A 25,079-nucleotide genomic window follows, 5' to 3' on the forward strand; every position below is an offset into this window, starting at 1 on the left:
GACAATGTGCCATGGGCCAGCAACACGCTGGTGTTTCTGCCCCATTTTGATGATGAAAAGGCCCGATCAGGCAATTTCGTGATGGCGGCGCGGTATTCTTCATGGTGACCAGAGGACAAGGACGCGACACGCAGGCAGGACGTGACGCGGCAGGCGAGCATGATGGCGATATGATGCGGGGCGCCAGCATGAGACGCCCCCCCGCCTCTCCCCCTGCGGATTCCGCGTTCGATCTACGCCTTTCCCCGGATGATCGACCCGCTGTCGTGGCATCCCGCAAGACAGCCGCCCCGCGCAGCCGCGCAGCCACGTCGCGCCGTGAGCCGGAATTGCGGGCCGAGCCAGCCCTTTCCACGCCTTCGCGCCCGGCCCGTGCCGCCCCTGTGGAAGAGGCGCCAGCAGACAAGCCGGACCCGGACGATCTGCGCGCGGCACAGATCATTCCCGCCGAGATGGCCCGCACCCCTGCCGGCGGCGGGCGCAGCCGCAAACCCGCACCAGCCCCCTCTTCCCCCTCTCCCGCCGGCCTGATGGCGGAACGGCCCGCACCGCCGCCCGCGCGCGCGTCTGGCGGCGGGCGTGGAGGCAGGAGAGGCGGAGACAGTGGCGGTGGAAGAGGCGGCGCAGGCGGCAAGGGCCGCCCCGCAAGGCGCAAGCGCTCCCTCATCTGGCTGCTGGTGAAATGGTGCCTCATCATCGGCGTGTGGGCCGCAATCGGCGTGGCGGGACTGGTGGCCTATGAAGCCTCCAAGCTGCCCCCCATGCAGACGCTGATGGTGCCCAAGCGCCCGCCCACCGTGACCATTCTGGGCGAGAACGGGCAAACACTGGCGACACGCGGGGATATGGGCGGCGTGGCCATTCCCATCAGCAAGATGCCGCCCTATCTGCCTGAAGCCTTCATCGCCATTGAAGACCAGCGCTTCCACAGCCATTTCGGGCTGGACCCGGAAGGGCTGGCGCGCGCGGTCGTGGCCAATCTCACATCCGGGCGGGTGCGGCAGGGTGGCTCCACCCTGACCCAGCAGCTTGCCAAGAACCTGTTCCTGACCCAGGAGCGCACCTATTCCCGCAAGATTCAGGAAGTGGTTCTCGCCCTGTGGCTGGAGGCTGAATATTCCAAATCCGAGATCCTCGATCTCTATCTCAACCGCGTCTATTTCGGCGCGGGGGCCTATGGCGTGGAGGCGGCGGCGCAGCGCTATTTCGGCAAATCGGCCACCCAGGTCTCGCTGTCAGAGGCCGCCATGCTGGCCGGCCTTGTCAATTCCCCCTCCCGCCTTGCCCCCACCCGCAACCTGAAGGGTGCGCAGGCCCGTGCGGAGCTGGTGCTGAAGGTGATGGAACGGCAGGGGCTCATCACGCCTGAAATGGCGAAGGCGGCGATCGCCAACCCGGCCAAGCTCGCCCGCGGCACCACCCCCAACTCCATCGGCTATGTGGCGGACTGGGTGGTGGACCAGCTCGATGCCTATGTCGGCCCGATTTCCGGTGACGTGACCGTGCGCACCACCATCAATCCGGCCCTGCAACAGGCGGCACAGGCGGCCATCACCTCTGTGCTGGACAAGTCCGGTGCGAAATATCGCGTGGAACAGGGCGCGCTCGTCTCGCTCGATCCCAGCGGAGCGGTGCGCGCGCTGGTGGGCGGGCGCTCCTATGAGGAGAGCCAGTATAATCGCGCCGTGACCGCGCGCCGCCAGCCCGGCTCGGCCTTCAAGCCCTTTGTCTATCTCGCCGCGCTTGAAGCGGGGCTGGTCCCCAATCTGGTGATGGAAGACGCGCCGATCCAGATCAAGGGCTGGAAGCCGGAAAATGCCAACCACAAATATCTCGGCCCTGTCACGCTCCAGCGCGCGCTGGCGCTTTCCCTCAATACGGTGACCGTGCGTCTGGCGCTGGAAGTGGGGCCGCAGGCGGTGGTAAAGGCGGCCCACCGCATGGGCATCACCTCGCCGCTGACTCCCAACCCCTCCATCGCCCTTGGCACCTCGGAAGTCTCGGTGCTGGAACTGGCCTCGGCCTATGTGCCCTTCGCCAATGGCGGCGTTGGCATCATTCCCCATGTGATCGACAAGGTGACAGGCGCGGATGGCATTGTGCTTTACCAGCGCACGCTTTCCGGCCCGGGGCAGGTTGTGGATCCGGTCTATGCCCGGATGATGAACCATATGCTGGCCGAAACGCTGGTGAGCGGCACCGGGCGCGCGGCCTCCCTGCCCGGCTGGCAGGCGGCGGGCAAGACCGGCACATCGCAGAGTTATCGCGATGCCTGGTTCGTGGGCTATACGGCCCATCTGGTGACTGCCGTGTGGATGGGCAATGATGATTCCTCCCCCACCAAGCGCACCTCGGGCAGCAATCTGCCCCTGAGCATCTGGAACAGCTATATGCAGGCCGCGCACAAGAATGTGCCGGTGGTGGAGCTGCCCGGCGTCTCCGAAAGCGGGGATTATGGCCCGCCCGGCAGCGCCCCCATGGCCGATGGCGCCATTCCCGAAGACCAGCCCTCCTCTCTCTTCGGCGAGCTGGTGGGAGAGCCGGGCGCACAGCCGCAACAACAGCCACAGCCGCCGGCGGAACAGGGCCAGACACTGGATGGATGGTTCAAGGAAACCTTCTTCTGATCCGGCAGGCGCACAGAGGACAGATCCAGAGGACAGACATGGCGGGAGAAGGCTTGCGCCGCCCCCCGCCCTCAGAGATAAGCAAGGCATGACAAGCTCCAAGACCAGCGCCCCGCATGAGGCGGCATCATCCGCCAACACCACCCCGGCCATGACGGAGGAGGAGGCGCGGGCTGCCGCCGCCCTGCGTGAGCAGGGACGACTGCTCTTTGCCGGTGAATGGAAGTTCATCTGGGCCGCCCCCACCATTGAAACCCTGCCCCCCATGCAGGGGCATGAAATCGCGCTGGTGGGACGCTCCAATGTGGGCAAATCCTCCCTCGTGAACGCCCTGACCGGGCGCAAGGCACTGGCCCGCACCTCGGTGACCCCCGGGCGCACGCAGGAGCTCATCTTCTTTGATGCGGGCCCCCAGCTTCGTCTGGTGGATATGCCCGGCTATGGCTTCGCCAAGGCCCCGAAGGACAAGGTGGATGCCTGGACCCGGACGATCCGCGACTATCTGCGCGGGCGGGTCAATCTGGCGCGCGTTTTCGTGCTGGTGGACTCACGCCACGGGCTGAAGCCTGTCGATAACGAGATTCTCGACCTGCTGGATACGGCGGCCGTGTCCTATGCCCTGATTCTCACCAAGACGGATCAGGTCAAGCCGACCGAAATGCCGGCGGTGATTGCGGAGCTGAAGGACAAGATCAAACGCCGCCCTGCCGCCTATCCGGAGGTTTATCCCACCTCCAGCAATACCGGCGCCGGTTTTCCCGAATTGCGCGCGGCTATCGCCCAGCTTCTGAACGAACTCTCCTGAGTCCATTCTGCCGCAACAGGATTTGTAGCTGTGAGGATGCTCTCGAAAAGAGCCTCATCACAGCTACAGGCTGATGAGATCTGTAAAGGATCGCGGTGCTCTCTGGCTGTACATGCCGGAATGGCTCAACCCGTTTTGTGCGGGATGGGACAGACAGATCCGGCATGTGCCTGAATGGACCGGCATTGCGGGACAGAGACCCGTAAAGCGGCGCAATACAGCTTCCAGACACTGGAGAGACAAGAGAAGTTCTCCCCGCGCCAAATATTGCGCATGGATGCACACTGCCAGCTTTTGCCGAAGACCTTTTGAACAACAGATCTGTTCAAAAGCTGCAGGCTGCCGGATCAAGCCTGCCCTCTTGCACATATCCAGAGCAGCAGGCAAGACATGCAGCATGCGTGCCGCAACAGCTCGGCCCCGGATAGTCATCCCTTTCCGTAACTGGACACATCAACAGATACAGACAGGATCTTCGAGGCAAGATGCCTTCCGAAACCGGGAGCCACGCTTCAGCCGGCCGTGTCAGGCAGGAAGATACAGAAAAAACCGGAAAACTCAGCGCCGGGCGCGCTCTTCTTCCATCACCGCTTCAGTTGCGGCAATAACACCTTCAAGCTCGGAAATCTTGCGCAACATTCCATCAGAAGGAACAGTCGTTCCGCTGGCTGCAGTCAGGACCAGCTCACGCTGGGCATTCTTGAGACGTTCAAGGAGACCGGCGAGATCTGCCTCAAGTTGCTGCGTCATTGAAATGGAACTCCACATTTACAAGAAAGCGCGCCTGCACAACACTCAGAAAAACTGAACCCAGCCGCACATAATGCTCCGGAGAGGAGCGGAAAATCCCGAAACGCCAACGCGCGCCACCGTCTCGGGTAGCGCGCGCCGCATGGTTCAAGAGTGGCTCAGTCAGCCAGTTCGATGCTGCGGGCTTCGGGACCCTTCGGACCCTGACCCACTTCCACCAGAACCCGCTGGCCTTCGGCCAGATCGCCCAGACCCGAGCGGGAAATGACGGTGACATGGACGAACACGTCCTTGCCGCCACCTTCCACCGCGATGAAGCCGAAACCCTTGTCAGGGTTGTACCACTTCACGGTGCCGACACGCTCTTCGGTCGGGCCGGTGGCCACACGCGGGCCTGCGCCGCCGGTGCGGGGCGGGGCCGAGCCGAAGCTGCGACGCGGGGGAGCTTCCTCGGCAGTGGACGTATCCACCTCGAGAACCTCGGTCACCTGACGACCCTTCTGGCCCTGTCCAACCCGCACGGAAAGACGGGAGCCGGGGGGCACGCTGTCCTGGCCGGCGGCTTCCAGAGCGCGCGCGTGCAGGAACACATCACCCGACCCATCGGCCAGCTCGACAAACCCGAAACCCTTTTCGGGATTGAACCACTTCACCGTGGCATCAATGGTCGGGCCTGTGGACACAGGAGCGCCAAAGCTGCTGCTGGGTGAAGAATAAGGACGGTCCCCTCCGAAGCCGCGGTCACGCGGCGGCGCAAAGTCGTCGTCAAAGCCACGGCGGCGCGGCTCTCGGAAGTCTCGGTTACGGCTCATATGCAATTCCGTTGAGGTCAATCGCCAATTTAGGCTCAGGGCTATCCACCACTGCTGAAATCGTTGCGTCTACCGTGCAGTTTTGGAATGCACTATCAGGGCGTCTTGACATACACCTTCGCTCAACGCTCAACCCAGCCACTTGTTTCTATACCTTGCGCCGAATGGACAAGATCGGGCTGTCACGCACCAACAACCTGTTGGGCACTGTTTCCCGACCTTCAACACCCTAGCACAAAACGGATTCCATTTGGTACATGAATATTGAGGCTTGGCGCACTTGCCCTGATTTTCGCGCAGGCATGATCACCTTCCCGCCTCCATGTGCAACGCACAACCGAGGGGCCGCGCCGCACACAGGGCGACGCAGCCACCTGATATTCCAGAAAAAATTCCGGCGGGGCGGATGTTTGGCGGTGAGACGCGCTGAAACAGGGCCTGCCTGTTTTTCTGTCAACGCCCTGCCGCTAAGCTGCGTTTTCCTGAAAAACGACCCGAAAACTCTTTGAACCGGAAGAAATATGGGGCGCGAGACCAGCCTTCAGCGCGGATAGCGCAGCGGCTCTGCCTGCACGGCGCGCCGGTAGTAGAGCCGTGTGGCATAGAGCGCGAGGAGGGCGAACAGGCCCATCAGCACATATTCACCCAGATCCCCCAGATTGAGCAGGCCGCCAAGAGCCCAGCCGGCGGCAACCGCAACAGCCAGAACTTCCGTCAGCACGAGAATCGTGGCGCTTGTCACTGTCAGGACATGGCTCCAGTTCACCTGGCCGGCACGATTCATCTCTTGCTCCTTCAGCGCGGAAGTTTGCCCCGCACACCCCATGGGCTATCAAGGGCGGAAATTGCGATGCTCTGGCCAGAAGGTCAAGATGCAGATGCAAGGTGGATCAAAGGAGAGCCCCATGACCTTCCCGCCCGCCTCTGAAGCCATTCTGCACCATGAAAGCGTCCATGCCGGGCGCGGCATGGTGGCGGCGCCGCACATTCTGGCCGCCCAGGCCGGACGCGATGTTCTGGCTGAAGGCGGAAATGCCGTGGAGGCAGCCATTGCGGCGGCGGCCACCATTGCGGTGGTCTATCCCCATATGAACCATCTGGGCGGGGATGGATTCTGGCTCATCCGCGAGCCTTCCGGCAAGGTGCATCACATTGCTGCGGCAGGCTTTGCGGGCGCAAGGGCCACCATCGCCCATTATCGGGATCAGGGACTGGAGAGCATTCCGGCCCGCGGCCCCCTCTCGGCGCTCACCGTTCCCGGTGCGGTCGGCGGATGGGCGCTGGCGCTGGAGGCGGCCCGCGCGAATGGCGGACGCATGAGCCTGCCCCGCCTGCTTGAGGCCGCCATCCACCATGCCCGGACAGGCTCCCCCGTCAGCCGCTCCTTCTCCCGTCTGGCGCGGGAGAATCTGGCCGCCCTCAGCCCCTCCCCCGGCTTCCGGGAAACGTTCCTGCGCAAGGATGAGGCGGACCAGGAGTGGACAGTACCGCAACCCGGCGAAATCCTGCGCCAGAATCGCCTGGCCGACACGCTGGAGCATCTCGCCCGCACCGGATTGCAGGATTTCTACAGCGGCGACATCGGTCGCGAGATCGCCAGAGATCTGGAGCAGATCGGCAGTCCGGTCACCCGCGCGGACCTGGAGCGCTACAAGGCGGTCCGGCGCGCCCCGCTTCAGGTGCAGCTCAAGGTGGGCACGGCCTATAATGCGCCGCCGCCCACGCAGGGCATCGCCTCCCTCATCATTCTGGCGCTGTTCGAGCGCCTCGGCGTGCAGCAGGCCGAAAGCTTCGCCCATGTCCACGGGCTTGTGGAAGCCACCAAGCAGGCCTTCATGGTGCGTGACAAGGTGGTGCTGGACCCGGAACACGCCCCCGTCGACCTTGCCCCCTACCTGACCCCGGAGGCGCTGGACCGCATGGCGGCGCGCATCGACCCCGAGCGCGCCCTGCCCTGGCCGCAGCCGGCAAGACCCGGAGACACCATCTGGCTGGGGGCGGCCGATTCCTCGGGGCTCATGGTCTCCTATATCCAGTCCATCTATTTCGAGTTCGGCTCCGGCTGCGTGCTTCCGGGAACCGGCGTGCTGATGCAGAATCGCGGCGTGAGCTTCTCGCTGGATGAGAAGAGCATCCACGCCCTGCGTCCCGGCTGGGTACCGTTCCACACGCTGAACCCGGCGCTGGCGCAGCTCAATGACGGGCGGATCATCGCCTATGGCACCATGGGCGGCGAAGGCCAGCCCCAGTCCCAATCCGCCGTCTTCTCGCGGCATGTGATGTTCGGCATGCCGCTGGGCCAGTCCATTGCCCGGCCCCGCTGGCTGCTGGGGCGCACATGGGGGGATGAAACCTTCGCCCTGCGTCTGGAATCCGGCTTTGAGGAGAGCGTGCTGGAAGGGCTCCGGCGCTCCGGCCAGCCCATGCAGGTGCTGGAGGAGACATGGAGCGACACGATGGGCCATGCCGGCGCCGTCGTGCTCCATCCCGACAACACCCTGGAAGGCGCACACGATCCGCGGGCGGATGGCGGCGCTGCAGGGGTGTGATGTTGCGCATGCAGGCCCTGTGAGCCCTTTGCCAGGCAGGCGGCAGTATATTTTCCGGTGAACTGTCGCCTGTCAGGCTGGCGTCATGAGCAAGAACCATATCTCCTGAGATGACCCTGCGACACCATGGCCAGTCGCGGCCGGACGAGCAGGCATCAAGGGGGCGCCGATGGTCTGGATGAGGATGATTGCCGTGGCGGGATGCATGCTGGCTCTTTCCGGCTGCATCGAGCGAATGACAAAGCCGGGCGCCTCCGCCCAGGACTTTGATGTCGCGATGGAACAGTGCAAGGCCGATGCCTATGTGCAGATGCCGGTGCGGCAGGAAACCTATGTTTCCCGCCAGGCCTATTATTCCGACGGGCCGGAAACCTGCATGCCGGGCGGACCGAACGGCACCCAGATCTGCCGGCGCGACAAGGTGTGGAACCCGCCTGTGACAAGCACGCGCGATGTCAATTCGGAGGCGCGCGAAACACTGGTGCGGGCCTGCCTCTATAATGATGGCTGGCGGCCGGGACAGTAGAGACTACCCACACCCCAACATTGAAAAAGCCCGGCCTGAGCCGGGCTTTTGATTGTGTGGAAGGGAACTGGCCTTCAGGGAGCCGGAAGGCTCACGCGGCCTCTTCCTCTTCCTCCTCCACATCGGTATCGACCTCTTCGGCGGCCTTGCTGGCGGCCGGGCCGCGGCGCGGGCCCTTGAGCAGGTTCTGCTCGATGAGCTTGATGGCCTCGGTCTCGGTCAGGTCCTGCACGGCGGAAAGCTCGCGGGCCATGCGGTCAAGCGCGGCTTCATAGAGCTGGCGCTCGGAATAGGACTGCTCGGGCTGGGTGTCGGAGCGGTAGAGATCGCGCACCACTTCGGAAATGGCGACAAGATCACCGGAATTGATCTTGGCTTCATATTCCTGGGCGCGACGGCTCCACATGGTGCGCTTCACGCGCGCGCGGCCCTGGAGGGTCTCCAGGGACTTTTCCACAATGTTGGTTTCCGAAAGTTTCCGCATGCCAACGCTGGCGATCTTGGGAAGCGGGACCCGGAGCGTCATCTTGTCCTTCTCGAACGAAATGACGAACAATTCGAGCTTGAAACCGGCGACTTCCTGTTCCTCAATGGCCATGATTCGGCCGACGCCGTGAGAGGGATAAACGATGTGCTCACCCGTCTTGAAACCGAGACGGGCCTGCGCGTTCTTCTTGGTCGACATGCTCTGGACCACTCCCGATCCGGCCCGGAGGCCGAACCTTTGGCGCTGCGTCTCCCCTGCTGGTCATTGGCCTGACCGCAACCGGGATGACGCGCGCCGTGCGCTGTGGACATGGGCCATGAGGTGAGGTAGCAACGCGTAGCAAATCGCGTCGCGACACCGGATGGCCCGCTCTTCCAGCCGAAAGCAACATCTGACTGTCGCGTCATGCCAAAACAAGGCTGACACGCAGGTTCTCGCCCTCAATCCCCGAGATTGCGTATATCAAGACGCATGATGCAGTTGTGATGGAGACATTCGACTGTACTCCCCTTCATATCACAATTTTCCTGAAAATCAAAGGATGCTGCGGCTTTGAATCGCCATGGCCCGCCCCATGGTGCAGCGCGACATATCGCCTGTAATTGATATAAACATTTCCTTATATCCCGATTGCCCCGCGACGCCGGCCATGTTAAGCCCCCCCATACCCCACCGGCCAGCCAGCCAGCGCATCCCTTGCGCGGCAGGCGATCGATCATCCGGCGGGCCAGCTCGAGCGGAGAAAGTCATGAGCAACGATTATGTGGTGAAAGACATCAGCCTTGCCGACTGGGGCCGCAAGGAACTGGACATCGCCGAAACCGAGATGCCCGGCCTGATGGCTACCCGCGAGGAATATGGCGCTGCCCAGCCGCTCAAGGGCGCGCGCATTGCCGGCTCGCTGCACATGACCATCCAGACCGGCGTGCTGATCGAGACCCTTCAGGCTCTCGGCGCGGATGTGCGCTGGGCCTCCTGCAACATCTACTCCACCCAGGACCACGCCGCCGCCGCCATTGCCGCCGCCGGCACCCCGGTCTTCGCCATCAAGGGCGAGAGCCTGGAAGACTACTGGGAATACACCCACCGCATCTTCGAGTGGGCCGATGGCGGCACCCCGAACATGATTCTGGATGATGGCGGCGATGCCACCCTGCTCATCCATCTGGGCAAGCGCGCCGAAGAGGGCGACACCGCCTTCCTCGAAAAGGCGACCAATGAGGAGGAAAGCGTCCTCTTCGCCGCCATCAAGCGCCGCCTGAAGGAAAAGCCCGGCTTCTACTCCGAGATCGCCAAGAACATTCAGGGCGTGACGGAAGAAACCACCACGGGCGTGCATCGTCTCTACGAGATGCAGAAGAAGGGCACCCTGCTGTGGCCCGCCATCAATGTGAATGACAGCGTCACCAAGTCGAAGTTCGACAATCTGTATGGCTGCCGCGAGTCGCTGGTGGACGGCATCCGCCGCGGCACCGACGTGATGATGGCCGGCAAGGTCGCCATGGTTGCCGGCTTCGGCGATGTGGGCAAGGGCTCCGCCGCCTCGCTGCGCAATGCCGGCTGCCGCGTGCTGGTGTCCGAGGTCGATCCCATCTGCGCGCTCCAGGCCGCGATGGAAGGCTATGAGGTCACCACCATGGAAGATGCCGCCCCGCGCGCCGACATCTTCGTGACCACCACCGGCAATATCGATGTCATCACCGTGGACCATATGCGGGCCATGAAGGACCGCGCCATCGTGTGCAACATCGGCCACTTCGACAGCGAGATTCAGGTCGCCGGCCTGAAGAACTTCAAGTGGTCCAATGTGAAGCCGCAGGTGGACGAGATCGAGTTCCCCACCGGCCGCCGCATCATCCTTCTCTCCGAAGGCCGCCTCGTGAATCTCGGCAACGCCACCGGCCACCCGAGCTTCGTGATGAGCGCCTCCTTCACCAACCAGACGCTGGCGCAGATCGAGCTGTTCACCAAGCCGGGCCACTATCCGCGCGAAGTGTTCACCCTGCCCAAGCATCTGGATGAGAAGGTGGCCAAGCTGCATCTCGAAAAGATCGGCGTGAAGCTCACCCAGCTCTCCAAGGAGCAGGCGGACTATATCGGCGTGCCGCAGAACGGCCCGTTCAAGTCCGAGCACTACCGCTACTGATGTGCCCGCCGGGCGGTTCCCATCGCCCGGCTCCGCATGTTCAGCAATGACGCTTCAAAGAGAACGCCGGTCCTTGCGGGCCGGCGTTCTCTTGCATTCAGGACCGTGCAGGGGGGATGCCCTCACTGGGTATCGGCATCCTCGGGCGGGGTGTCATCTTCACCCGTATCCACAAAATCGGCGGCGAGCACCACGCGCCCCCCGGCAACATCCACCACCGGCACCGCCAGGCGGGTGAAGGGCACCATCAGCGTACCCCCCTTGTTGCCACGGCGCCGGCCTTCGGGATTGGGGCGGGGCACAGGCTGGTATTCCAGCACGTCACCCGCCCCGAAATCATGCAGCGCCACCACCTTGCCCAGCAGCGCGCCATCCTCGCCCTCCACCTTCAGGCCGATCAGGTCGGCATGATAGAAGGTGTCCTCATCCTCCGGCTCCGGCAGGGCCGTGCGGGGCAGATACAGATCCACATTGGTGAGCGCCTCGGCGGCCGTGCGGTCATCCACACCTTCCAGACGCGCCACGAAATGGTCCTTTGCCGCGCGCAGGCCGGCAATGGTGAAGACGCGCTTGCCCGCCTCATCCGTCAGCGGCGCATAGTCCGGCAGGTCGAAGGGATCTTCCGTGAAGATGAAAAGGCGAACCTCGCCACGCACCCCGTGCGGGGCGCCGATACGGGCAACGAGAATGCGCTCGGTCATGAACAGGCCCGGGCCTCCGGATCAGATGGAATGAACATGTTGAGAGCGCTATAGACCAGCCGGCGCGCAAGGCCAATGATGATGGCGCCCTTCCCCGCCGCCACACCGGCCTTGCTGCCCGCCCGGCCTTGCGGCACTGTGCCCCCATGTCCAGCCATACCCCCCGGCCCACCCTGCCAGACCCCGCCCGCCTTGCCCCGCTTCTGGAGCGCATCTGCGCCCGGATCGGCGGGAAGCATGTCATCCGCGATGCCGAAACGCTCGCCCCCCATCTGGTGGAGCGGCGCGGACTTTTTCAGGGCGCGACCCCGGCAATGCTGGAACCGGGCTCGGTTGAAGAGGTGGCCTTCATTGTCGCCGCCTGCGCGGAGACGGGCATTGCACTGGTGCCGCAGGGGGGCAATACCGGCCTTGTGGGCGGGCAGGTGCCCTTTGGCGCCCTGCTGCTCTGCCTCAACAGGCTCGATCAGGTGCGCGCCATCAACCCGCTGGACCTGACCCTGACAGCAGAGGCCGGGTGCACGCTTCATCAGGTACAACAGGCCGCCGCCAGCCAGGGCTGCCTGTTTCCCCTGTCCATCGCCTCGGAGGGGAGCTGTCGCATCGGCGGCAACCTTTCCACCAATGCCGGCGGCACCGCCGTGCTGCGCTATGGCAATATGCGCGAGCTGACGCTCGGCCTTGAGGTTGTTCTGCCGGATGGCCGCATCTGGAACGGTCTTTCCCGCCTGCGCAAGGACAATACGGGTTATGACCTGAAAGACCTGTTCATTGGCGCGGAAGGCACGCTCGGCATCATCACCGCCGCATCGTTGCGCCTGTTCCCGGCCCCGCGCAGCCGGATGACCGCCTTTGTGGGCCTCACAAGCCCCCATGCCGCCCTCGCCCTGTTCCGCCGCCTGCGCGATGTGGCGGGTGATGCGCTCACCGGCTTTGAATTCCTGCCGCGTTTCGGGCTGGAAACCGTTCTGCGCCACATTCCCGGCACGCGGGACCCGCTGGCCGGAGCGCATGAATTCTATGTGCTGGCCGAACTCACCACCACCCGCCGCACCGATAACCTCACCGCCCTTGCCGAGGAGGTTTTCACCGAGGCCCTTGAGGCGGACGAGATGCAGGATGCCGTCATCGCCGCCAGCGAGGCGCAGGCGGAAGCCCTGTGGAAGCTGCGCGAAAGCCTTTCGGAGGCGCAGGGCAGCGAGGGCGGCTCCATCAAGCATGATGTTTCGGTGCCCGTCTCTCGTGTGGCCGATTTCATCTCACAGGCCAGCGCATGCTGTGTGGCGCATATGCCGGGCCTGCGGGTCTGCGCCTTCGGCCATATGGGCGATGGCAATATCCACTTCAATCTCAGCCAGCCTGTCGGCATGGACAAGGCCGCCTTCCTCGCACGCTGGGAAGACTTCAACCGCATTGTGCATGATCTGGTGGCGGATATGGAGGGCTCCATCTCCGCCGAGCATGGCATCGGCTATCTCAAGCGCGAGGAACTGGTGCGCTACAAGTCACCCGTGGCGCTGTCCCTGATGGCGACGCTGAAGGATGCACTGGACCCGGCCGACCTGATGAATCCGGGCAAGATGCTGGCGCGGTGAGGGAGATGACACCCACCGTTCAGAGTATCTCCCCATTTCAAATGGAAATAGATGACCAAAATGGCAGAGTTAAATTATTTTCAGACTTATGCACAAAGAGAGAACCACGTTACAAACAATACACTTCTCATGCTTCGACATGTCTATCGCTACTCTCCACTCCTCATGGAAAGACTACTATCCTCTATCCTTACGGAGGAATCCCCGAACGTAGGACTGCATTTCAAACCACAGAAAACACTGTCCCATCAAACTGACATGGAGAAAAATAAAAGAAACAAGCAGGTCCCAGATGGATACATTTCCCAGGATTCACTACATATCTATGTGGAAGCGAAGCTGAATAGCAGCCTCACATCTGATCAGCTTATCAAACACTCAGAAGCGATCATAAAACAAGGCCATCCACCTGGCTCAACCTACCTTATCGGCATCAGCGCCCACCCGATAAGCCCAGATGTGGCAGATAAAGTGCAATATTACATTAATCAAGGATACAAAACAGATGAGAACAAGCGAAATACACTTAAGTTTTTCGCACTGACTTATTCTGATCTCATGGAAAACCTGAAGGAAGTTTCGACATCGACTCCAGATCTCGAGGATATCGTTCAGGATTATGAATCATTCCTGGAATCCCAGAACCTTCTCCCAGATCAATACCGGCATATGGCTATAGTCTTGAGTGGACGCACATTTCAGCAGGCCATAGACACAGGCGTATTCTTTGAAGATGAATTGCGACGCCCCAAATGGTACAGGGCGCATATTCTGGGTCTTTACCATCATAAAATGGTTAGCCACATAGGACGTCTGGTCGGCGGGTTTACCGCTCGCCCCAAGGACGACGATCTGGAAGTTGATCCTAAAGCCGAATCCTTTGGACAACTGACAGAAGAAAACAAAAAGAAAATTCTGAGAGCTATCAAATCCGCACTGGACCATGGTTTTTCGGATTGCAAGGATTATCGAAGATACTATGTAGTTGATAAATTCATTGAAACAAATTTCAGAAAGTCATCTTCCGGCGGACTGATGGGAAATAGATATATCAACCTCCAGAGCACCACAAAAATAAATGACCTAATGGAGACCACACCCATTGAAACAATAGCATCTCGTCTGTCTGAAAATACGTTCAGCTGAGATATTCTACAGACACACTTAAAAGCGCGCTGAAAAAAGCAAAAGGCCGCACAATCCGCGCGGCCTTCTTCATGTTTCTGCAAATGTCCTGAAGATCACTTCGGCTTCAGCCAGGAGAGCAGGCCCGGCAGCTTGGGCTCCGGCCTTTCGCTGTCCGGCAAACGGGCGACCACAACCATATGGGTGATCTCACCGCGCTTCCAGTGACTCAGGAAACGGTCATAGTCCTTGAACGAGATGCATCCGTTGGAATCGCCACGCGCGCCCATCAGATAGCTGTGGGTCAGGAAGCCGTCGCGCCCATACATCTTGCCGCTGCCAATGGGGTGCATGCGCAGGGCCGCGACCCCGTGGAACGGGCGCTCACGCATTGTCAGGCGGTAGGTATTGGGCGGGGTGGGGCCCAGCATCCGCACCGAGACATAGCGCGGATCATCAAACTTGTCGCCATAGCCGGAATGGGCTTCCAGCCGGTCTCCATTGGGCATGTAGACCATCTTGCCGGAAATGTCATACACGGCATAACGGTCGCCGGGGGATGGCAGCGTCACATCGGTATGGCTGGGAATGCCACCGCGCCGACGCGGAGGGCGGCGAACCTCCTCTTCCGGCACGCTCGGGGCGGCGCGCATCTCCGCAGGCTCCCCGCCGGGCGTCCCGGCCGGGCCCAGAGAGGCCATGCGTGTCGAATCGCTGTCACGCTCCATCCGCTCGCTGCGCGCAAGCGGATGGTTGAGCGGCAGGGGGGCTGTCGCAATGTCGGGGCCGAGAAGCGGGGTCTCGGCCGCGCTCATGGGGTTTGGCGCGGGAACGGGCGCGCTCACCACCACATGGGTCTGGGGGCGATCGGCCGCACCGGAATCGGCGGCGCTCTGGAACCGGGTGGCGGCTCCGGACGTTTCACTGCGCAAGACCCAGTTGGGGTCCACATCCATCCAGCCCGAGGAAGGCAGGATGGACGCATCGCCCACATGTCCGCCGACACTGGCGAGCCTGTAGGTGCTGGGCATGGCCGTGGGCTGAATGGTCTCGGCCACATGCCGGGCCACGGGCTCACCCTCAACCCGCGGCGCGGAGCTGATCCATGCGACACCCTGTGTCGCCGCCAGAATGGCGAGCCCCAGCACGCCGGCCGCAATGGCCGCTGTGGGAAGCATGCGGGACAGCAGGCCCTTGCGCCGGGGGCTGGCGTCATCCTCGCCATCCTCGCGCGCCCAGCCTGCAGGATCCTCTTTGAGGGAAGGGGCATCGTCAGCCAGATGCGTCCCGGCATCCGGCTTGTCTCCCTTTTTCCGCTCGCGGCTCCACATGCGCTGTGTCCTGATCCCGTTCATGAACAAATGATCGTGCCGGCTCAAGACCGGCCCGGGCACCGCCCCGCCCTGTCAGCGGAACCATACCCCATGCAGAACTCAAATCATTCCGTCACTTTTGAGGCCAACCCGCAATTTTTTGGCAGAAAACCCACATTCACGCCTTTTTTTTGCCGTGCGTGGGGGCATCCTCTCCATCCAATCAGGGGTTGTCCCAACTCCTGCATCACAGGTTACGACAATCCGGTAAATGCTTTATTGAATTTAGACTTTGGAAACGCCAATAGAAAGGCCTGCCCCGCAGGCGCGCCATGCATGCCTGGCATGGTGCATTGTGCAGCGCACGCAGCTTTTGAGTTACAAGGTTTCCTCCGCCGGCCCGAACTGGATCTCAGCCTTTCATGACCTCCCTTCCCAATGCAGGCCCCGCGGGTGGCCAGCCTTCCAGCCCTGCGGCCCGCCCCCCTGGTGCCCATGCCCCGGCCTCTGCCGCGCTGCTGGAGGCATTCCACAAGCTGGCCAGCCACATGAACCGCGCCATTGTGGGCCAGGAGGAATTTGTGAAACTGCTGCTCATCGCCGTGCTGGCGGATGGGCACCTGCTGGTGGAAGGCGCGCCCGGCCTTGCCAAGACCAAGGCCATCAAGGCGCTGGCCCGGGCCATTGATTGCGATGACCAGCGCATCCAGTTCACGCCGGATCTGCTGCCCTCGGATCTGACCGGCACCGATATCTATCGCCCGGAAGATGGCAGCTTCCGTTTCCAGCCCGGCCCGGTGTTCCACAATTTCATTCTGGCGGACGAAATCAACCGCGCCCCGGCCAAGGTGCAGGCCGCCCTTCTGGAGGCGATGGCCGAACGGCAGGTCACGGTGGGCGGCGTCACCTATGCCCTGCCCCAGCTGTTTCTCGTCATGGCCACGCAGAACCCCATCGAGCAGGAGGGCACCTATCCCCTGCCCGAGGCCCAGCTCGACCGTTTCCTGCTGCATGTGAAGATCGACTATCCCGACATTGCCGCCGAACGGCAGATCCTGCGCCTCGTGCGCGGGGAGGCGCATGGCGAGAGTGTCGAGTTCGGTGCGGCCCTGCCCCAGTCCGTCATCTTCGCGGCGCGGCAGGCGGCTCTTGCCACCTATATGTCCGAGGCTGTCGAGGAGTATCTGCTGCAATTCGTCTTCGCCACCCGCAAGCCCACCCTTTACGGGGCGGATCTGGAAGGGCTGGTCGGCTTTGGCGCCAGCCCGCGCGGCACCATCGCGCTGGATCGCTGCGCCCGCGCCCATGCCTGGCTGGAGGGGCGCGATTATGTGGTGCCGGAAGATGTGCAGGCTGTCGCCCATCCGGTGTTGCGCCATCGCGTTCTGCTCACCTTCGAGGCGCAGGCGGATGGAATGACCACGGACAGTTTTCTGGATGCCCTCATCTCCCGCGTGCCCGTGGGCTGAAAGCGCAGCTGAAGCCCCATGGCCGCACCTTCCCCCTCCTCCCTTTACGGGCTCGTCGCCCGTCTTGATGAGCTGATCACTCTCCAGCCCGGCGAGGGACTGGGCGGCTTTGCGCCGGGCGGCAAGGTGCGCACCCACCAGTTTGGCGGGCACCGCTCGGCCTTTCGCGGGCGGGGCATGGAGTTTGACGAGGTGCGCGCCTACCAGCCCGGGGACGATATCCGCACCATTGACTGGCGGGTGACAGCCCGCACCGGACGCACCCACACCAAGCTGTTTCAGGAAGAGCGCGAGCGTCCGGTTCTGCTCCTGTCCGATGCCCGCCGCGCCATGCGCTTCGGCACGCGCGACTGCTTCAAATCCGTTCTTTCCGCCCGCGTCACCGCCTTGCTGACATGGGTGGCGCTGGCGGGAAATGACCGGGTGGGCGGGGTGACCCTCTCTCCCACCCGTCTGGTGGCGCACAAGCCGGAACGCAGCCGTCGCCGCATTCTGCACTTTCTGAAAAGCGTGGCCGCAGCCACACAGGATGCCTTCGAGGACAGCGAGGCCAAACCCCGCGCCCCCGTGAAGGCGCCTGCCCCCGAGCCCGCCCTGTGCGATGCGCTGGAACGGCTGCGCATGGCCGCGCGCCCCGGAACGCTCATCTTCCTCGCCAGCGATTTCGATGATTTCGATGATGCCGCGGCCCTCGCCCTCAGCCGCCTCTCCGCCGTGCATCAGGTGACGGCGCTGTTCATTCACGATCCGCTGGAGGAAAGCCTTCCGGCCAGAGGCTATTATCGCATCAGCGATGGCGAGCGCGTTGCGGTTCTGGATGCGGCGCGGGCAGACCAGAAAGCAGCATGGGCCCGGCATTTTGCAGCCCGGCGCGGGCGGCTGGAGCTGTTCTGCCGCAAGCATGGCATCGCTTTCCTGCCGGTGCGCACGGGGGATGACCCCGCAGCCATCCTCCATCCGGAGCGTCTCGGCCGGCCGCGCGGCGGGCGGGGCGTGAGCGGGCGGGGGGCCGCCTGATGGCGCAGGAACTGAAACTGCCCCAGGCTCCCGTGCCGCTCTCCCTGGAGGGAGACCATGACCCGCTCGCCCAGCTGCGGGACATTCACCTGCCCCCGGATGTGCCCTTCTGGCCCCCCGCGCCGGGCTGGATTGCGCTGGCCGGCCTCGTGCTGCTGGTGGTCCTCATCCTCGGCATACGCGAATGGCTGTGGCGACGCACTCTGGCCTACAAGGCGCTGAAGGCCCTTGATGCGGCGGAGGGGCATGACAGCCGGGCCAGCGCGGCCGCATCCGCCGAGCTGATCCGCCGCATTCTCGTCAGCCGGAAGCGCACGCGCGAAGCCACTCTCACCGGCTCGGCATGGGTGGCCTTTCTCGGCGCCGGGAAGCACGGCCTTGCCCCCCATCTGGCGGAGCTTGTCGCCAGCGCGCCCTATCTGCCGCCCCGCACGCCGGAGGCCGCGGGCAAGGACGATGCCGCCCTGCGCAATGAACTGCTCAAGGCCGTGCGTCGCTGGATCAGGGCCAACGCATGATCTCCTTCCAATGGCTCTGGGCCCTGGCATTCCTGCCTCTCCCGCTTCTCGCGCGCCTTCTGCTGCCGCAGGCCCGCGCCGGCAAGGCCGGGGCCTTGCGCGTGCCCTTCTTCCGCACGCTGGAGGCGCAGGGCGTGGTAAGCGTGAACCCGAACAGGCGCGGAGGCTGGCGGCTCCTCATCATGTGGCTCATCTGGCTGCTGCTGGTTCTGGCCGCCGCGCGCCCGGCCTATATCGGCGCGCCCGTTCCCGTTCCGCTGGAAGGGCGGGACCTGATGATGGCCGTGGACCTTTCCGGCTCCATGGCGCGGCAGGACTTCTCCGTCAGCGGCATTCCGCTCGACCGGCTGACCGTGGTGAAGGCGGTGGCGGATGACTTCATCGCCCGCCGCAGCGGAGACAGGGTGGGCCTCATCCTGTTCGGCAGCCGGGCCTATATCCAGGCCCCCCTCACCTTTGACCGCAATGTGGTGCGCGCCCTGCTGAAGGAATCCTCCATTGGCATGACCGGGCAGGAGACCGCCATCGGCGATGCCATCGCCCTTGCCGTGAAAACCCTGAGAGACCGGCCGGAAGACCAGCGCGTGCTCATCCTCCTCACCGATGGCGCGAACACCGCCGGCGTGCTGGACCCTCTTCAGGCCGCCGAAATCGCCCGACGCGAACATGTGAAGATCTACACCATCGGCGTGGGCGCGGACCCAGGCGGCGGCAATATGTGGGCGGTGAACGCACCTGAGGATCTCGACGAGAAGACCCTCGCCCAGATTGCCGACATGACCGGCGGCCGCTACTTCCGGGCGCGGGATACGGGGGGGCTGGCCTCCATCTATCAGGATATCGACCGGCTGGAGCCGGCGGCCGGCGAGCCGCTCTATCTGCGCCCCACAGTGAGCCTGTTTCCCTGGCCGCTGGGGGCGGCGCTGGTGCTGAGCCTGCTCTTCGCCCTGCGCCTTGCATGGCCCGCCCGCAGCAGGCGAGCCAGTGCCGGGGAGGCGCAGCCATGATGGAGGCCCTGAACCTGCCCACCCTCGCCACCCTGCTGCCGGCGGATTTCCACTTCCTGCGGCCGGAATGGCTGTATGCCCTCCTGCCCGCCCTTGTGCTGATCGTGCTGGCCGCACGCCACATGCGGCGCGGGCGCAGCGACTGGGCCGGCGTGGTGGACCCGCATTTGCTGCGCCATCTGGCCGTGCGCGGCCGGCAAAGCGGGCAGCGCTGGCCGGTGGCGGCACTGTTGATCGGCTGGGTTCTGGCGATCTTCGCCATGGCCGGGCCGACATGGCAAAAGCTGCCTTCCCCCGCCCTCGACCAGCTCGATCCCACCGTTCTGGTGCTCAATCTCAACCGCAGCATGGATGCGGGCGATGAGGAACCCTCCCGCCTCATCGCCGCGCGTCACAAGATCGAGGATATTCTCGACCATATGCGCGGCGGGCAGGTGGGGCTGGTCATCTATGCGGATGTGCCTTTTGTCGCCGCCCCGCTGACGGAGGATCGCCGCGTCATTTCCGCCATGCTGCCGGAACTGTCCACCAGCCTCATGCCGGAGGGGGCGAACCGGCCGGAGCAGGGCATTCTGCAGGCGGCGGCCCTGTTGCAGGGCGCGGGCGCCAAACATGGGCGCATCATCCTCATCACCGACAGCACGGGCGATACCCCCGCGCGCATGCAGCAGGCCGCCCGCGCCGTGGAACAGGCCGGCTACAAGGTCAGCGTCATCGCGGTGGGCAAGACCGGTGGCGCATCCGCCGCCCCGCCGATGGATGAAGCCGGCCTGAAAGCCGTGGCGGAAGCCGGCAAGGGCGTTTTTACCCCCATCAGCATCGATGATCGCGATATCGACACCATTTTCGCCCAGCCTGTCGCCACCACCGCGAACAATCCGCTTCAGGATACGGGCATGACCGCCGATACATGGCTGGATATGGGCTCCTTTCTGCTCGTACCGGTTCTGCTTCTGGGTGCGCTGGCCTTCCGGCGCGGCTGGCTGGCCGCGCTGCTGCTGGCCGTGCTCCTGCCTCTGGCAGCGCCCCCTGTTCAGGCGCAGGAACACAAGCAAACGGGCGATGCAGCTCCGGTTCCCCCGCCCGGCCTGTGGCAGAATTTGTGGAAGCGACCTGACCAGCAGGCGGCCGATGCCTTCTCCAAAGGCGATTATGAAAATGCCGCCCGCCGCTTTGAGGACCCTGACTGGCGCGCCAGCGCGCTCTACCGGGCCGGGCAGTTTCAGGAGGCCGCATCCGCCTATCAGACCTCCCAGGGGGCGGACTATAATCTGGGCAATGCGCTGGCCCGCGCCGGCAGGCTGGAGGAGGCTCTGGCCGCCTATGATGCCGCGCTGGCCAGGGACCCGACCAATGAGGACGCCCTGTTCAACCGCGATCTGGTGGAACAGCTTCTGAAGAAGGAAGAGGAAGAGCAGCAGGACCAGAGCGGAGGCGGCGGTGGCGGCTCCGGTGGCGGCGGAGGCGAGAGCCAGCAGCAGGACCAGCAGGGACAAGGCGGGCAGAACCAGCAGCAGGACAAGGACCAGCAGCAGGGCGACACCCCTCAGGACCAGCAGCCCAGGGAACAGGATTCGGGCAAGCAGGAATCGCCTGATGGCAAAAAGCCCGGCGAGGATGGTGACGGCGCGCAGGACAAGCCGGACTCCGGCAAGGACGATGCACCCGACCAGAAATCCGGCGCACAGAATGACACCGGCCCCAAGCCGGAGGACGATCCCTCCCGCGACGCCCCCATGGAGCCCGGCGATACGCCTGATGCCCCCGCCCCCGAAGAGGGCAAGGACCAGCAGCAGCAAAAGCCCGAACCGGATGAGAAGCCCGGCCCGGATGGCGATGACGGCCAGCCGCAGGACGCCAGCCCGCAGGATGAGAAGCCGGAAGAGAGCGCCCCGGAAAGCCGGCAGCCGGACAAGCCCGCCCCGCAGGGCGGCGGCGCGGACAGTTCTGGCGGGCAGGATGAGGCCGGCGGGCCGAATGGCGGAGCCCAGCCCCAGCCCATGAGCGAGCAGGACCAGAACAGCGAGCAGGCGCTGCGGATGGTACCGGATGACCCGGCCGGCCTGCTGCGTGCCCGTATCCGCGCCTATTATACCGGCCTCAGCGTCAACACCGAGCCGGGGAACTGACATGTGGCAGCTTCCGGCCTTGATCACTCTGCGAAAAGGCGGGCCTTCCGGCTCTGGCCCGGTGCGCTCCATGGCCCCTTCCCCCGCCCTGCCTTCTGGGCACCACCGCCGCAGCCCGGCCCTGCGGGCCATGCTCTGCGCACTGGGGCTTGGGCTTGCCGGCCTCGGCCTTTCCCCCGCCCTGCCCCAGCCGGCCAGCGCGCAGACACAACGCCTGCCCACCCCGCCCGGCACCCCTGTCCAGCCACGGCCGCTCACAGGCAAGCCGGACCGCAATGTCATCGCCGCGGGCGAGACCTTCAATTATGTGCTCACCCTTGCCAATGGGCAGGGCCGCTCCCCGCCGGACCTGACCCCGCTTCTGACCAATTTCCAGGTGGTGGACCGCCGGCGCAGCAGCCGCGCGGAAATGGAGAATGGCCGCCCGGTGCATCTGGACCAGTGGGTGATGACCCTTCTGCCCAAGCGGGAAGGCACGCTCACCATTCCCCCGCTCACCGTGGGCGGGCAGACCTCTCCTCCCTCCCGCATTCAGGTGGTGCCCGCCGCCGCCAGTGATGACATTCCCGAAACGCCCCTGTTCGTGCGGCTGGCCACCGGCGCGGGCCCGGCCTTCGCCCAGAGCGACATTCCGGTGACGATCCGCATCTATGACCGCATTGGCATGATGCGCGGCTCGATGGAAAAGCCGGTGGCGGAAGGCGCAACCTTCGTGCCGGACGGCGACCAGCGCCATTTTCTCAAAACCATCAAGAACAAGCGCTATCGGGTGCTGGAGCAGAGCTATCTCATGCGCCCGCAGCGCTCCGGCACCATCGAGATCCAGCCGCTCACACTGGAAGCGACAGTTGCCGGGGTTGCCTCCAGCAATCCCAATGATGAAAACATGGCCGCCCTGCTCGGGCGCGGCACCTTCACCGGCCAGCTTCCGCCCGAGCGGAACATCACGGTGCGCTCCCTTCCGGTGAAGGTGGAGGTGCAGCCGCGCCCGGCCGATGCCACCGGCTGGTTCATGCCCGCCCGCAGCGTGATGCTGCATGATGAATGGTCCGGCCCGCTCGACAAGGTGAAGGTGGGGCAGACCCTCACCCGCACCCTGACGCTGGAAGCCAAGGGCGCAACGCCGAACCAGCTTCCACCCCTCACCCTCACGCCCGTGCCCGGCCTGCGCCAGTATGAGGACAAGGGCGAAACCGAAACCGCGTGGATTGATGGCCAGCTCGGCGCGCAATTGCGGAAGGTGATCTCGGTCATCCCCACCCGGCCGGGCACATACACCCTGCCGGCCATTGATGTGCAATGGTGGAATCTGGATACCGGCAAGCAGGAAGTGGCGCGCCTGCCCGCCGTGACGATCGAGGTGGAAGGCGATATGCCGGAAGCCGCAGGGCTGGCCGGTGCTGCCGCCACGCCATCCGGCCCGGCCCCCGTGGCACCCGGCTCCCTGCCCTCTTTCGCCAGCGGTCCGGACAGCCCGTTGATGAAGGAGCTGGTGGTATGGGCCATCGGAACCGCAACCCTGCTCTGGCAGCTTGTGCTGGGGCATTTGCCGGCGGCAGGGGCCGGCCTTCTGGCCCTGTTCGCTCTCCTGTCATGGTGGCTGGTGGCACGGCGCAAACGCCGCCGGAGCCGGACGGCCTCCACGCCCGCCCCACCACGCCCGAAGGCTGCGCCCCCGGCCCCGCGGCCTGAGCCCGAGGCGTTCGCGGCACTGGAAAAGGCATGCAAGGCCCATGATGCCGCATTGGCGCATGCAGCCTATCTGGCATGGGCGCGGGCCATGGAGACGGCGCACATGCCGGCATGGAGAGCTTCCGCATTGGACGCAGGGCGGATCGACGCGGCGCTGGATGATCTGCGCACCCATCTTTATGGCGGCTCCCCCGGCCAGTGGCGCGGGAAAGCCCTGCTTTCCGCCGTGCGCAAGGTCCGCAGGCCCGTACGCAAGCGCATCCGTCAGGGCGGTGGGGCGAGACTTGCGCCTCTCTACCCGCACCCACGCTGAAACAGCCCCGGTACATGGGCGCAAGATACATGGGCGTAATAGACGCACCGGACAGCGGGACGTGAAAGAAGAGCGCCCAAAAGAAAACGGAGGCAGTCGCCTGCCCCCGTTCCATAATCCTCACCGGGTGAGATGGCACCAGAGACTGAAGCTCAGAGCACCATTTCCGGCACATCGCCCTTCACGATCAGCTTTGCTGTCGTTGCGGCAGTGATGTCTTCCACCGAGACGCCCGGCGCCCGCTCCCGCAGGACCAGCCCCTCCTCGGTCGGTTCGATCACCGCCATCTCGGTGACGATGAGAGACACGCGTCGCGCGGCTGTCAGCGGCAGATTGCATTCGGGGACGATTTTCGGTGTGCCCTTGGCGGTGTGCACCATGGCCACGATCACCTGACGGGCGCCGGCCACAAGATCCATCGCCCCGCCCATGCCCGGCACCTTGTGGCCCGGCACCATCCAGTTGGCCAGATAGCCGCGCTCATCCACCTGCAGGCCGCCCAGAACCGTGATGTCCAGATGGCCGCCACGAATGAGGCTGAAGCTCATGGAGCTGTCGATGGAGGCAGCGCCGGGAATGGCGCTGACAAAACCGCCGCCGGCATCGGTCAGGAAGGGGTCTTCCATGCCTTCCACCGGGCGGGAGCCAAGGCCGATCAGGCCGTTTTCCGCCTGAAAGAACACATCCGAATCCGGCGGCAGATAGTTCGCCACCATGGAGGGCAGGCCAATGCCAAGATTGACCAGCATGCCGGACTTGAGTTCCTTCGCAACGCGGCGGGCGATGATTTCCTTCGCGCTCATTGCGGGCTTCTGGGTGTTGTTGGTTTCGCTCATCACGCAGCCCTCGCCAAAAGGTAATCCACCAGCACGCCCGGAGTGTGCACCGAATCCGGGGGAATGACGCCCACGGGCACGATGAAGTCCGGCTCGGCGATCACGGTCTTGCCCGCAAGCGCCATGGAGGGATTGAAGTTCCGCGCGGTCAGCGCATAAGCGAGATTGCCCACATAATCCGCCTGATGGGCGGCCAGCAGGGCGAAATCGGCATGCAGCGGCTTTTCCAGCAGATAGGTCTTGCCGTCCACTTCCACCTTTTCCTTGCCCTCTTCCACCGGCGTGCCGATGCCGGTGGCGGTGAGCACACCGCCAAGGCCCATTCCGGCGGCGCGGATGCGCTCCACCAGCGTGCCCTGTGGCACCAGCTCCACCTCGATCTCGCCGGAGATCATCTTCTCCTGGATCTCGGGGTTGAGGCCGATATGGGTCATGATGGCCTTTTTCACCGCACCGGCATGGACCAGTGCGCCCATGCCCTTGCCCGGCAGGCCGGCATCATTGCCGATGATCGTCAGATCCTTCGCACCGCGCGCCACGAGCGCATCGATGAGGCGGAAAGGACTGCCAACGGTCATGAAACCGCCGATCATCAGGCTGGCGCCATCGGGAATAAGCGCGGCGGCCTCTTCGGCCTTGATTGCCTTTTTCATGAAAGCTTT

The 25,079-nt window shown here is 64.1% G+C and carries 21 protein-coding genes; 13 read left to right on the top strand and 8 right to left on the bottom strand.

Features of this window, described 5'->3' with window-relative positions:
* Window positions 1-188: 188 nt before the first annotated feature.
* Together ACT6QG_RS13650 and yihA are read left to right on the top strand one after the other, a co-directional pair.
* The gene (locus ACT6QG_RS13650; protein ID WP_444978111.1) at window positions 189-2,627 is read left to right on the top strand and encodes a transglycosylase domain-containing protein; all 2,439 of its coding nucleotides are present in this window, start codon (window positions 189-191) and stop codon (window positions 2,625-2,627) included.
* Window positions 2,628-2,778: 151 nt separating this feature from the next.
* Entirely contained in the window at window positions 2,779-3,432 is a 654-nt protein-coding gene (gene yihA, locus ACT6QG_RS13655; protein ID WP_444978296.1) for a ribosome biogenesis GTP-binding protein YihA/YsxC, read from the top strand.
* A 558-nt stretch (window positions 3,433-3,990) separates the two neighbouring features.
* Here yihA and ACT6QG_RS13660 read toward each other — a convergent pair.
* The 3 genes from ACT6QG_RS13660 to ACT6QG_RS13670 all read right to left on the bottom strand — a co-directional run bounded on the left by ACT6QG_RS13660 (window position 3,991) and on the right by ACT6QG_RS13670 (window position 5,778).
* Window positions 3,991-4,182, bottom strand: a complete 192-nt coding sequence (locus ACT6QG_RS13660; protein ID WP_444978112.1) for a hypothetical protein — start codon at window positions 4,180-4,182, stop codon at window positions 3,991-3,993.
* Between the two features lie 158 nt (window positions 4,183-4,340).
* The gene (locus tag ACT6QG_RS13665; RefSeq protein ID WP_444978113.1) at window positions 4,341-4,994 is read right to left on the bottom strand and encodes a cold-shock protein; all 654 of its coding nucleotides are present in this window, start codon (window positions 4,992-4,994) and stop codon (window positions 4,341-4,343) included.
* A 541-nt stretch (window positions 4,995-5,535) separates the two neighbouring features.
* A complete protein-coding gene (locus ACT6QG_RS13670) occupies window positions 5,536-5,778 on the bottom strand; it encodes a hypothetical protein (protein WP_444978114.1) in 243 nt (80 codons plus the stop codon).
* A 121-nt stretch (window positions 5,779-5,899) separates the two neighbouring features.
* Between ACT6QG_RS13670 and ACT6QG_RS13675 the strand changes: the two genes are divergently transcribed.
* Entirely contained in the window at window positions 5,900-7,543 is a 1,644-nt protein-coding gene (locus ACT6QG_RS13675; protein WP_444978115.1) for a gamma-glutamyltransferase family protein, read from the top strand.
* 169 nt (window positions 7,544-7,712) lie between these two features.
* Window positions 7,713-8,069 (top strand): hypothetical protein, encoded by a 357-nt coding sequence (locus ACT6QG_RS13680; protein WP_444978116.1) that lies wholly within the window; start codon window positions 7,713-7,715, stop codon window positions 8,067-8,069.
* Window positions 8,070-8,160: 91 nt separating this feature from the next.
* On the opposite strand, the gene ACT6QG_RS13685 is transcribed toward ACT6QG_RS13680, so the two are convergent.
* On the bottom strand, window positions 8,161-8,754 hold the full coding sequence (locus tag ACT6QG_RS13685; RefSeq protein WP_444978117.1) for a CarD family transcriptional regulator: 594 nt from the start codon (window positions 8,752-8,754) through the stop codon (window positions 8,161-8,163).
* A gap of 550 nt (window positions 8,755-9,304) precedes the next feature.
* Here ACT6QG_RS13685 and ahcY point away from each other — a divergent pair.
* Window positions 9,305-10,702, top strand: coding sequence for an adenosylhomocysteinase (gene ahcY, locus ACT6QG_RS13690; protein ID WP_444978118.1), 1,398 nt, complete (start codon window positions 9,305-9,307; stop codon window positions 10,700-10,702).
* A gap of 122 nt (window positions 10,703-10,824) precedes the next feature.
* Here ahcY and rimM read toward each other — a convergent pair whose 3' ends face one another.
* Entirely contained in the window at window positions 10,825-11,403 is a 579-nt protein-coding gene (gene rimM / locus ACT6QG_RS13695) for a ribosome maturation factor RimM (protein ID WP_444978119.1), read from the bottom strand.
* Window positions 11,404-11,549: 146 nt separating this feature from the next.
* On the opposite strand from rimM, the gene ACT6QG_RS13700 reads away from it, so the two are divergent.
* Complete coding sequence (locus ACT6QG_RS13700; RefSeq protein WP_444978120.1) at window positions 11,550-12,998, top strand: FAD-binding oxidoreductase; 1,449 nt, start codon at window positions 11,550-11,552, stop codon at window positions 12,996-12,998.
* Window positions 12,999-13,049: 51 nt separating this feature from the next.
* The gene (locus tag ACT6QG_RS13705) at window positions 13,050-14,144 is read left to right on the top strand and encodes a hypothetical protein (protein ID WP_444978121.1); all 1,095 of its coding nucleotides are present in this window, start codon (window positions 13,050-13,052) and stop codon (window positions 14,142-14,144) included.
* 95 nt (window positions 14,145-14,239) lie between these two features.
* On the opposite strand, the gene ACT6QG_RS13710 is transcribed toward ACT6QG_RS13705, so the two are convergent.
* Window positions 14,240-15,478: a DUF2778 domain-containing protein gene (locus ACT6QG_RS13710; RefSeq protein WP_444978122.1), complete on the bottom strand. Its 1,239-nt coding sequence runs from the start codon at window positions 15,476-15,478 to the stop codon at window positions 14,240-14,242.
* A 380-nt stretch (window positions 15,479-15,858) separates the two neighbouring features.
* Between ACT6QG_RS13710 and ACT6QG_RS13715 the strand changes: the two genes are divergently transcribed.
* The 6 genes from ACT6QG_RS13715 to ACT6QG_RS13740 all read left to right on the top strand — a co-directional run bounded on the left by ACT6QG_RS13715 (window position 15,859) and on the right by ACT6QG_RS13740 (window position 23,581).
* The gene (locus tag ACT6QG_RS13715) at window positions 15,859-16,905 is read left to right on the top strand and encodes an AAA family ATPase (protein ID WP_444978123.1); all 1,047 of its coding nucleotides are present in this window, start codon (window positions 15,859-15,861) and stop codon (window positions 16,903-16,905) included.
* An 18-nt stretch (window positions 16,906-16,923) separates the two neighbouring features.
* Window positions 16,924-17,922 (top strand): DUF58 domain-containing protein, encoded by a 999-nt coding sequence (locus tag ACT6QG_RS13720; RefSeq protein ID WP_444978124.1) that lies wholly within the window; start codon window positions 16,924-16,926, stop codon window positions 17,920-17,922.
* Window positions 17,922-18,440 (top strand): DUF4381 domain-containing protein, encoded by a 519-nt coding sequence (locus ACT6QG_RS13725; RefSeq protein WP_444978125.1) that lies wholly within the window; start codon window positions 17,922-17,924, stop codon window positions 18,438-18,440. The genes ACT6QG_RS13720 and ACT6QG_RS13725 overlap by 1 nt, the downstream gene beginning before the upstream one ends.
* Entirely contained in the window at window positions 18,437-19,447 is a 1,011-nt protein-coding gene (locus ACT6QG_RS13730) for a vWA domain-containing protein (protein WP_444978126.1), read from the top strand. Before ACT6QG_RS13725 ends, ACT6QG_RS13730 begins: the two co-directional genes overlap by 4 nt.
* Window positions 19,444-21,576 carry a vWA domain-containing protein gene (locus tag ACT6QG_RS13735; RefSeq protein WP_444978127.1) on the top strand — a complete coding sequence of 711 codons (2,133 nt, stop codon included), beginning with the start codon at window positions 19,444-19,446 and terminating at the stop codon, window positions 21,574-21,576. The genes ACT6QG_RS13730 and ACT6QG_RS13735 overlap by 4 nt, the downstream gene beginning before the upstream one ends.
* A gap of 70 nt (window positions 21,577-21,646) precedes the next feature.
* A complete protein-coding gene (locus tag ACT6QG_RS13740) occupies window positions 21,647-23,581 on the top strand; it encodes a BatD family protein (RefSeq protein ID WP_444978128.1) in 1,935 nt (644 codons plus the stop codon).
* A 152-nt stretch (window positions 23,582-23,733) separates the two neighbouring features.
* On the opposite strand, the gene ACT6QG_RS13745 is transcribed toward ACT6QG_RS13740, so the two are convergent.
* Both ACT6QG_RS13745 and ACT6QG_RS13750 read right to left on the bottom strand, forming a co-directional pair.
* The gene (locus ACT6QG_RS13745) at window positions 23,734-24,384 is read right to left on the bottom strand and encodes a 3-oxoacid CoA-transferase subunit B (RefSeq protein WP_444978297.1); all 651 of its coding nucleotides are present in this window, start codon (window positions 24,382-24,384) and stop codon (window positions 23,734-23,736) included.
* Window positions 24,385-24,416: 32 nt separating this feature from the next.
* Window positions 24,417-25,070, bottom strand: a complete 654-nt coding sequence (locus tag ACT6QG_RS13750; RefSeq protein ID WP_444978129.1) for a CoA transferase subunit A — start codon at window positions 25,068-25,070, stop codon at window positions 24,417-24,419.
* Between the last annotated feature and the right edge of the window lie 9 nt (window positions 25,071-25,079).

It is taken from the genome of Haloleucobacter ellipsoideus (genome assembly GCF_052491725.1).

Coding starts and splice junctions, on each gene's coding strand:
- ACT6QG_RS13650 (WP_444978111.1), top strand. CDS start 189: ATGAGACGCCCCCCCGCCTCTCCCCCTGCGGATTCCGCGTTCGATCTA.
- yihA (WP_444978296.1), top strand. CDS start 2,779: ATGACGGAGGAGGAGGCGCGGGCTGCCGCCGCCCTGCGTGAGCAGGGA.
- ACT6QG_RS13660 (WP_444978112.1), bottom strand. CDS start 4,182: ATGACGCAGCAACTTGAGGCAGATCTCGCCGGTCTCCTTGAACGTCTC.
- ACT6QG_RS13665 (WP_444978113.1), bottom strand. CDS start 4,994: ATGAGCCGTAACCGAGACTTCCGAGAGCCGCGCCGCCGTGGCTTTGAC.
- ACT6QG_RS13670 (WP_444978114.1), bottom strand. CDS start 5,778: ATGAATCGTGCCGGCCAGGTGAACTGGAGCCATGTCCTGACAGTGACA.
- ACT6QG_RS13675 (WP_444978115.1), top strand. CDS start 5,900: ATGACCTTCCCGCCCGCCTCTGAAGCCATTCTGCACCATGAAAGCGTC.
- ACT6QG_RS13680 (WP_444978116.1), top strand. CDS start 7,713: ATGGTCTGGATGAGGATGATTGCCGTGGCGGGATGCATGCTGGCTCTT.
- ACT6QG_RS13685 (WP_444978117.1), bottom strand. CDS start 8,754: ATGTCGACCAAGAAGAACGCGCAGGCCCGTCTCGGTTTCAAGACGGGT.
- ahcY (WP_444978118.1), top strand. CDS start 9,305: ATGAGCAACGATTATGTGGTGAAAGACATCAGCCTTGCCGACTGGGGC.
- rimM (WP_444978119.1), bottom strand. CDS start 11,403: ATGACCGAGCGCATTCTCGTTGCCCGTATCGGCGCCCCGCACGGGGTG.
- ACT6QG_RS13700 (WP_444978120.1), top strand. CDS start 11,550: ATGTCCAGCCATACCCCCCGGCCCACCCTGCCAGACCCCGCCCGCCTT.
- ACT6QG_RS13705 (WP_444978121.1), top strand. CDS start 13,050: ATGACCAAAATGGCAGAGTTAAATTATTTTCAGACTTATGCACAAAGA.
- ACT6QG_RS13710 (WP_444978122.1), bottom strand. CDS start 15,478: ATGAACGGGATCAGGACACAGCGCATGTGGAGCCGCGAGCGGAAAAAG.
- ACT6QG_RS13715 (WP_444978123.1), top strand. CDS start 15,859: ATGACCTCCCTTCCCAATGCAGGCCCCGCGGGTGGCCAGCCTTCCAGC.
- ACT6QG_RS13720 (WP_444978124.1), top strand. CDS start 16,924: ATGGCCGCACCTTCCCCCTCCTCCCTTTACGGGCTCGTCGCCCGTCTT.
- ACT6QG_RS13725 (WP_444978125.1), top strand. CDS start 17,922: ATGGCGCAGGAACTGAAACTGCCCCAGGCTCCCGTGCCGCTCTCCCTG.
- ACT6QG_RS13730 (WP_444978126.1), top strand. CDS start 18,437: ATGATCTCCTTCCAATGGCTCTGGGCCCTGGCATTCCTGCCTCTCCCG.
- ACT6QG_RS13735 (WP_444978127.1), top strand. CDS start 19,444: ATGATGGAGGCCCTGAACCTGCCCACCCTCGCCACCCTGCTGCCGGCG.
- ACT6QG_RS13740 (WP_444978128.1), top strand. CDS start 21,647: ATGGCCCCTTCCCCCGCCCTGCCTTCTGGGCACCACCGCCGCAGCCCG.
- ACT6QG_RS13745 (WP_444978297.1), bottom strand. CDS start 24,384: ATGAGCGCGAAGGAAATCATCGCCCGCCGCGTTGCGAAGGAACTCAAG.
- ACT6QG_RS13750 (WP_444978129.1), bottom strand. CDS start 25,070: ATGAAAAAGGCAATCAAGGCCGAAGAGGCCGCCGCGCTTATTCCCGAT.